A 7,596-nucleotide genomic window follows, 5' to 3' on the forward strand; every position below is an offset into this window, starting at 1 on the left:
GAGTGCCGGCGCGTTGGGCGCGCCGGCTAGCGCCGCCGCGGCGTCGTCCGCCGCCGCTTCGGGCGCGCAATAACAGGGAGCCTGTTTCATGGCAAAGTTTTTTATCGATCGCCCGATCTTCGCGTGGGTGATCGCCATCATCCTGATGCTGGCCGGGGTTGCGGCGATCTTCACGTTGCCGATCGCGCAGTACCCGACCATCGCGCCACCGTCGATCCAGATCAGCGCGAACTATCCGGGTGCGTCCGCGAAGACGGTGGAAGACACGGTGACGCAGGTGATCGAGCAGCAGATGAGCGGGCTCGACAACTTCCTGTACATGTCGTCGACCAGTGACGACTCGGGCACCGCGACGATCACGCTGACCTTCGCGCCGGGCACCAACCCGGACATCGCGCAGGTCCAGGTGCAGAACAAGCTGTCGCTCGCGACGCCGATTCTGCCGCAGGTGGTTCAGCAGCTCGGTCTGAAGGTGACGAAGTCGAGCAGCAGCTTCCTGCTCGTGCTGGCGTTCAACTCCGAAGACGGCAGCATGAACCGCTACGACCTCGCGAACTATGTCGCGTCGCACGTGCAGGATCCGATCAGCCGTCTGAACGGCGTCGGTACCGTCACGCTGTTCGGCTCGCAGTACGCGATGCGCGTGTGGCTCGACCCGGTCAAGCTGACGAACTACGGGCTCACGCCGGTCGACGTGACGTCGGCGATCAGCGCGCAGAACGTGCAGGTCGCCGGCGGCCAGATCGGCGGCACGCCCGCGAAGCCCGGCACGCTGCTGCAGGCGACGATCACCGAGGCGACGCTGCTGCGCACGCCGGCCGAGTTCGGCAACATCCTGCTGAAGGTGAACCAGGACGGCTCGCAGGTGCGTCTGAAGGACGTCGCGCAGATCGGCCTCGGCGCCGAAAACTACAACTTCGATACGAAGTACAACGGCCAGCCGTCCGCGGCGCTCGGCATCCAGCTCGCCACGAACGCGAACGCGCTCGCGACCGCGAAGGCCGTGCGCGCGAAGGTCGACGAGCTGTCGAAATACTTCCCGCACGGGCTCGTCGTCAAGTATCCGTACGACACGACGCCATTCGTGAAGCTGTCGATCGAGGAAGTGGTCAAGACGCTGCTCGAAGGTATCGTGCTCGTGTTCCTCGTGATGTATCTGTTCCTGCAGAACCTGCGGGCGACGATCATCCCGACGATCGCGGTGCCGGTCGTGCTGCTCGGTACGTTCGCGATCATGTCGCTCGTCGGCTTCTCGATCAACACGCTGTCGATGTTCGGCCTCGTGCTCGCGATCGGTCTGCTCGTCGACGATGCGATCGTCGTGGTCGAGAACGTCGAGCGCGTGATGGCGGAAGAGGGGCTCGGGCCGAAGGAGGCGACACGCAAGGCGATGGGCCAGATCACCGGCGCACTCGTCGGCGTCGCGCTCGTGCTGTCCGCCGTGTTCGTGCCGGTCGCGTTCTCCGGCGGTTCGGTCGGCGCGATCTACCGGCAGTTCTCGCTGACGATCGTGTCCGCGATGGTGCTGTCCGTGCTCGTCGCGCTGATTCTGACGCCGGCGCTGTGCGCGACGATCCTGAAGCCGATCCCGCAAGGCCATCACGAAGAGAAGAAGGGCTTCTTCGGCTGGTTCAACCGCACGTTCAACGCGAGCCGCGACAAGTACCACGTCGGCGTGCACCACGTGATCAAGCGGTCCGGCCGCTGGCTGATCATCTATCTGGTCGTGATCGTCGCGGTCGGCCTGCTGTTCGTGCGGCTGCCGAAGTCGTTCCTGCCCGATGAAGACCAGGGCCTGATGTTCGTGATCGTGCAGACGCCGTCCGGCTCGACGCAGGAAACCACGGCGAAGACGCTCGCGAACATCACCGACTATCTGCTCAAGGACGAGAAGGACATCGTCGAATCGGCGTTCACGGTGAACGGCTTCAGCTTCGCGGGCCGCGGCCAGAACTCCGGTCTCGTGTTCGTGCGCCTGAAGGACTACGCGCAGCGTCAGCACGCGGACCAGAAGGTGCAGGCGCTGATCGGCCGGATGTTCGGCCGCTACTCGGGCTACAAGGACGCGATCGTCATTCCGTTCAACCCGCCGTCGATTCCGGAACTCGGCACGGCCGCCGGCTTCGACTTCGAGCTGACGGACAACGCCGGTCTCGGCCACGACGCGCTGATGGCCGCACGCAACCAGCTGCTCGGCATGGCCGCGAAGGATCCGACGCTGCAGGGCGTGCGTCCGAACGGCCTGAACGATACGCCGCAGTACAAGGTCGACATCGATCGCGAGAAGGCGAACGCGCTCGGCGTGACGGCGGATGCGATCGACCAGACGTTCTCGATCGCGTGGGCGTCGAAGTACGTGAACAACTTCCTCGACACCGACGGCCGGATCAAGAAGGTGTACGTGCAGTCCGACGCGCCGTTCCGGATGACGCCGGAAGACCTGAACATCTGGTACGTGCGCAACGGCTCGGGCGGGATGGTGCCGTTCGGCGCGTTCGCGACCGGCCACTGGACGTACGGTTCGCCGAAGCTCGAGCGTTACAACGGCATTTCGGCGATGGAAATCCAGGGTCAGGCCGCACCGGGCAAGTCGACCGGTCAGGCAATGGCCGCGATGGAAGCGCTCGCGACGAAGCTGCCGACCGGCATCGGCTACTCGTGGACGGGTCTGTCGTTCCAGGAAATCCAGTCGGGCTCGCAGGCGCCGATCCTCTACGCGATCTCGATCCTCGTCGTGTTCCTGTGTCTGGCGGCGCTGTACGAGAGCTGGTCGATTCCGTTCTCGGTGATCATGGTCGTGCCGCTCGGCGTGATCGGCGCGCTGCTCGCCGCGACGCTGCGCGGTCTGGAAAACGACGTGTTCTTCCAGGTCGGCCTGCTGACGACGGTCGGTCTGTCCGCGAAGAACGCGATTCTGATCGTCGAGTTCGCGCGCGAACTGCAGATGACGGAGAAGATGGGGCCGATCGAGGCCGCGCTCGAAGCGGCGCGTCTGCGGCTGCGTCCGATCCTGATGACGTCGCTCGCGTTCATTCTCGGCGTGCTGCCGCTTGCGATCAGCAACGGCGCGGGTTCGGCGAGCCAGCACGCGATCGGTACGGGCGTGATCGGCGGGATGATCACCGCGACGTTCCTCGCGATCTTCATGATCCCGATGTTCTTCGTGAAGATCCGTGCGATCTTCAGCGGCGAGAAGGAAGACGTCGACGAGGCGCTGCGCCTGGCTCAGGAGCACTCGCACCACGAAGAGAAGCCGGGCAACGGCGACGAAGGCAACAAGGGACAGTGATGATGCAAAAACACGCTTTGACTGCAATCGCGGTCGCGCTCCTTGCCGCAGGCTGCACGTTGGCGCCGCACTACACGCGGCCCGACGCGCCCGTCGCGCAGGCGTTTCCGTCCGGCGGCGTCTATGCGACGCAGCCGGGCGCTGCCGGCGCGCGCAGCGCGAACGGCCAGGCGGCGACCGCCATCGGCTGGCGCGAATTCTTCGTCGATCCGCGCCTGCAGCGGCTGATCGAGATCGCGCTGAAGAACAACCGCGACCTGCGCGTGTCGGTGCTCAACATCGAGGCGGCGCGCGCGCAGTATCAGATCACGCGCGCGGGCCTGTTCCCGACGCTCGACGGTACGGGCACCGGCAATATCCAGCGCACGCCGCAGGGCGTGTCGCAGACGGGTGCGCCGTATATTTCGCGCGTCTACAACGTCGGCTTGTCGGCGTCGTGGGAGCTCGATCTGTTCGGCCGCGTGCAGAGCCTGAAGGACCAGGCGCTCGCGCAGTATCTGTCGACCGCGTATGCGCGGCAGGCCGCCGAGATCTCGCTCGTGTCGCAGGTCGCGGATCAGTATCTGACGCTGCTGTCGACCGACGACCTGCTGAAGGTCACGGAAGACACGCTGAAGACGGCGCAGGCCTCGTACGACCTGACGAAGCTGCAGTTCGACAACGGCACGGGCTCCGAGCTCGAGCTGCGTCAGGCGCAGACGGTCGTCGAGCAGGCGCTCGCGAACCAGCAGGCGCAGGCGCGCGCTCGTGCGCAGGCGCTCAACGCGCTGGTGCTGCTGATCGGCGAGCCGCTGCCGGACGATCTGCCGCCGGGGCTGCCGCTCGATGCGCAGAACCTGCTCGCCGACGTGCCGGCCGGGCTGCCGTCGGATCTGCTGACGCGCCGTCCGGACATCATGCAGGCCGAGCAGACGCTGCTCGCCGCGAACGCGAACATCGGCGCGGCGCGCGCGGCATTCTTCCCGCGCATCTCGCTGACGGGCGCGTTCGGCACCGCGAGCCCCACGCTCGGCGGGCTGTTCAAGGCCGGCACCGCGGCGTGGTCGTTCGCGCCGCAGATCACGATGCCGATCTTCGAAGGCGGGCAGAACATCGCGAACCTGAACTTCGCGAACGTGCAGAAGCGCATCGAGATCGCGAACTACGAGAAGGCGATCCAGAGCGCGTTCCGCGAAGTGGCCGACGGTCTGGCCGCGCGCGGCACGTACGATCAGCAGATCGCCGCGCTCGAGCGCAACACGCATGCGCAGCAGCGCCGCTTCGATCTGTCGGACCTGCGCTACAAGAACGGTGTCGACAGCTATCTGTCGGTGCTGACCGCGCAGACCGATCTGTACACCGCGCAGCAGGCGCTGATCAATGCGCGGCTCGCGCGCTGGACGAACCTCGTCGATCTGTATCGTGCGCTCGGCGGCGGCTGGATCGAGCGGGCGGGCGAGACGCCGCGCGCGCCCGATCAGACGGTCGATTACGACAAGGCCTCGGCGCCTGCGTCGGCGTCGGCTGCGGCGACGAACGGGTAAGCGTAAGAGCGGGCGGCGCGCGCCGCTCGCTTCACTTCGCTTCGACGAGACGCTGCCGGGTCGAGATCGCGGATCGCCGCGCCGGCAGTCGATGAAAACGCCACGGACGTGAGTTCGTGGCGTTTTTTTTATGCGGCGTGTGCGGCGTATGCGACGTTAGGCCGTGTGTGTGGTGCCCGTGCGCGCGTGCGCAAGCCGGGCCGGCACTCGTCGACGCGCGCGTCGTGTGCCCGGTGCCGCACTCGCGCGCTTGCGCAATCCCACAATCGCGCGATCGCACGACCGCAGGCCGACGCCCGATCTTCATACTCCCAAACAAAAACGCCACGGTTTCACCCGTGGCGTCTGGGTCGATCGCGGCGCCGCGTCGCGGCGCATGCGTTGTTCGATCAGTGATGCGCGTCGACGGCCTGTCCGTCGAAGTCGTGGCCGGCGCGACGGATTTCGCATTTCGCGTCCTTCTCGCCCTTCACGCCGTTGAACACGAGGTTCAGGATCACGGCCGACGCGGATGCGAGCAGGATGCCGCTATGCAGGATCGGTGCGAGCGCCGGCGGCAGCTTCGAGAAGAAGTGCGGCGACACGACCGGCACGAGGCCCATGCCGATGCTGACCGCGACGATGAACAGGTTGTGGTGGTTCTTCACGAAGTCGACCTTCGACAGCACCTTGACGCCGTTTGCGGCGACCATCCCGAACATCACGATGCCGGCCCCGCCGAGCACGAACGGCGGCACCGAGGCGACGACCTGCGCCATCTTCGGGAACAGGCCGAGCAGCACGAGGATCACGCCGCCGGTCGCGCACACGAAGCGGCTCTTCACGCCCGTCACGCCGATCAGGCCGACGTTCTGCGAGAACGACGTATGCGGGAACGAGTTGAAGATGCCGCCGATCAGCGTGCCGAGGCCGTCCACGCGCAGCCCGCGCACGAGACGATCCTGATCGACCGGGCGCTCCACCATGTCGCCGACCGCGAGGAACATCCCGGTCGATTCGATGAACGTGACGAACATCACCGTGACCATCGTCGCGATCGACAGCGGGTCGAAGTGCGGCCAGCCGAAGTGGAACGGCATCACGAAACCGACCCACGGCGCGACCGATACGCCGTCGGTGTTCACGCGGCCGAGTGCGAACGCGATCACGAAGCCCGCGACGATCCCGAGCAGCACCGAGATGTTGGCGACGAAGCCGCGGCCGTACTTGTTGATCAGCAGGATCAGCGTGAGCACGAGCAGCGACAGGCCGAGGTAGACCGGGCTGCCGTATTCGGGGTTGCCGACGCCGCCTGCCGCCCAGTTGATCCCGACTTCCATCAGCGACAGCCCGATCACCGAGATCACGGTGCCGACGACGACGGGCGGGAAGAACCGCAGCAGCTTGCCGATCATCGGCGCGAGCACGATGCCGATGATGCCGGCTGCGATCGTCGAGCCGAAGATGTCGAGAATGCCGAGGCCGGGGTTCGTGCCGATCGCGATCATCGGGCCGACGGCCGCGAACGTGCAGCCCATGATCACGGGCAGGCGGATGCCGAAGATCCACAGGCCGAGCGTCTGGATCAGCGTGGCGATGCCGCACGAAAACAGATCGGCGCTGATCAGGAACGCGATCTGGTCTTTCGGCAGCTTCAGCGCGCCGCCGACGATAAGCGGCACGGCGACGGCGCCGGCGTACATGACGAGGACGTGCTGCAGGCCGAGCGTTACAAGCTTGCCGGTCGGCAACACCTCATCGCACGGATGGACCGTGTTCGATTGCATCTGTCTCACTCCATGATCTTGTTTTCGGGGTGATACGAAGTTATGCGGAATGCACCGGTGTCACAAGAGCACTGGGTTCTATTCCGTTCTTTGCTGGTTCGATATGCCAATTCGGCATGAGACGAGGTGTCGATCATGGGGAAACGCCGCTGGAGTGAGGTTCTACGGTTTTATAGCTGTCCAAAATTGGGCGGCCCCCCATGTCAAATATCGGCAACCTTATGATGTGTATCGCGCGATCCGCATAGTCCCGAAATCGCCTGCACGAAAAGCGCATCGGGTTAACCCGCGAACCGCCGTTTTGCCGCGCGGTGCAACCGATTGCTGCCCGCCGCCGCGCAGGCGACGCGCATCGCGAAAATCCGGGCGGCATCACGATCCCGCTATCATCGACATCCGTTCATTCGAATCCTGATCCCGTCATGCGTCTGCTCGGCATCGACCTCGGCACCGGCTCCGTCAAACTCGTCACGATCGATGCCGACGGCGTCGAACGCGCGGTCGCGAGCGAACCATATCCGTTGTCGTCGCCGCGACCGGGCTGGGCCGAGATCGCGCCCGAGACGTGGTGGGACGCGCTCCTGCGCGCGGCCGCGCGTTTGCCGGCCGACGAACGCGCGCAGGTCGTTGCGATCGGCTTGTCGGGCCAGATGCACGGCGTCGTGCTGATGGACGCGGCCGCGCGTCCGGTGCGGCCGGCGCTGCTGTGGCCCGACACGCGCGCGTCGCGCGAAGCAGAGGCGGCGCGCTGGCCGGACGCGCCGAATCCGGTCGCGCCCGGAATGGCCGGCCCGCTGCTGTGCTGGCTTGCCGCGCACGAGCCGGACACATTGCGTGCCGCGCGCTGGGCCGTGCAGCCGAAAGACTGGCTGCGCGTCGCGCTCGGCGGCGAGGTCGCGGCCGATCCGAGCGATGCGTGCGCGACGGCGCTTGCGTCGCCCGACGGCGCGTGGGATCGCGCGCGGATCGAGGCGCTCGCGTTGCCGGCCGACCGCTTCGCGCCGGTACGCGCGTCGGC

The 7,596-nt window shown here is 66.2% G+C and carries 4 protein-coding genes; 3 read left to right on the top strand and 1 reads right to left on the bottom strand.

Annotation, left to right across the window (positions count from 1 at the left end; translation table 11 throughout):
* The first annotated feature begins 88 nt into the window (after positions 1-88).
* Both bpeB and HMPREF3115_RS11495 read left to right on the top strand, forming a co-directional pair.
* Complete coding sequence (bpeB, locus tag HMPREF3115_RS11490) at positions 89-3,289, top strand: efflux RND transporter permease BpeB (protein WP_006406477.1); 3,201 nt, start codon at positions 89-91, stop codon at positions 3,287-3,289.
* The gene (locus HMPREF3115_RS11495) at positions 3,289-4,812 is read left to right on the top strand and encodes an efflux transporter outer membrane subunit (RefSeq protein ID WP_070554463.1); all 1,524 of its coding nucleotides are present in this window, start codon (positions 3,289-3,291) and stop codon (positions 4,810-4,812) included. Before bpeB ends, HMPREF3115_RS11495 begins: the two co-directional genes overlap by 1 nt.
* Positions 4,813-5,201: 389 nt before the next feature.
* Here HMPREF3115_RS11495 and HMPREF3115_RS11500 read toward each other — a convergent pair whose 3' ends face one another.
* The gene (locus HMPREF3115_RS11500) at positions 5,202-6,578 is read right to left on the bottom strand and encodes a nucleobase:cation symporter-2 family protein (protein WP_070554465.1); all 1,377 of its coding nucleotides are present in this window, start codon (positions 6,576-6,578) and stop codon (positions 5,202-5,204) included.
* Positions 6,579-7,000: 422 nt separating this feature from the next.
* Here HMPREF3115_RS11500 and HMPREF3115_RS11505 point away from each other — a divergent pair.
* Positions 7,001-7,596: FGGY family carbohydrate kinase (locus HMPREF3115_RS11505; RefSeq protein ID WP_256276128.1), on the top strand; the 596-nt coding region annotated here is incomplete at its 3' end.

This window comes from Burkholderia sp. HMSC10F09 (genome assembly GCF_001806955.1).
Lineage (GTDB): Bacteria > Pseudomonadota > Gammaproteobacteria > Burkholderiales > Burkholderiaceae > Burkholderia > Burkholderia multivorans.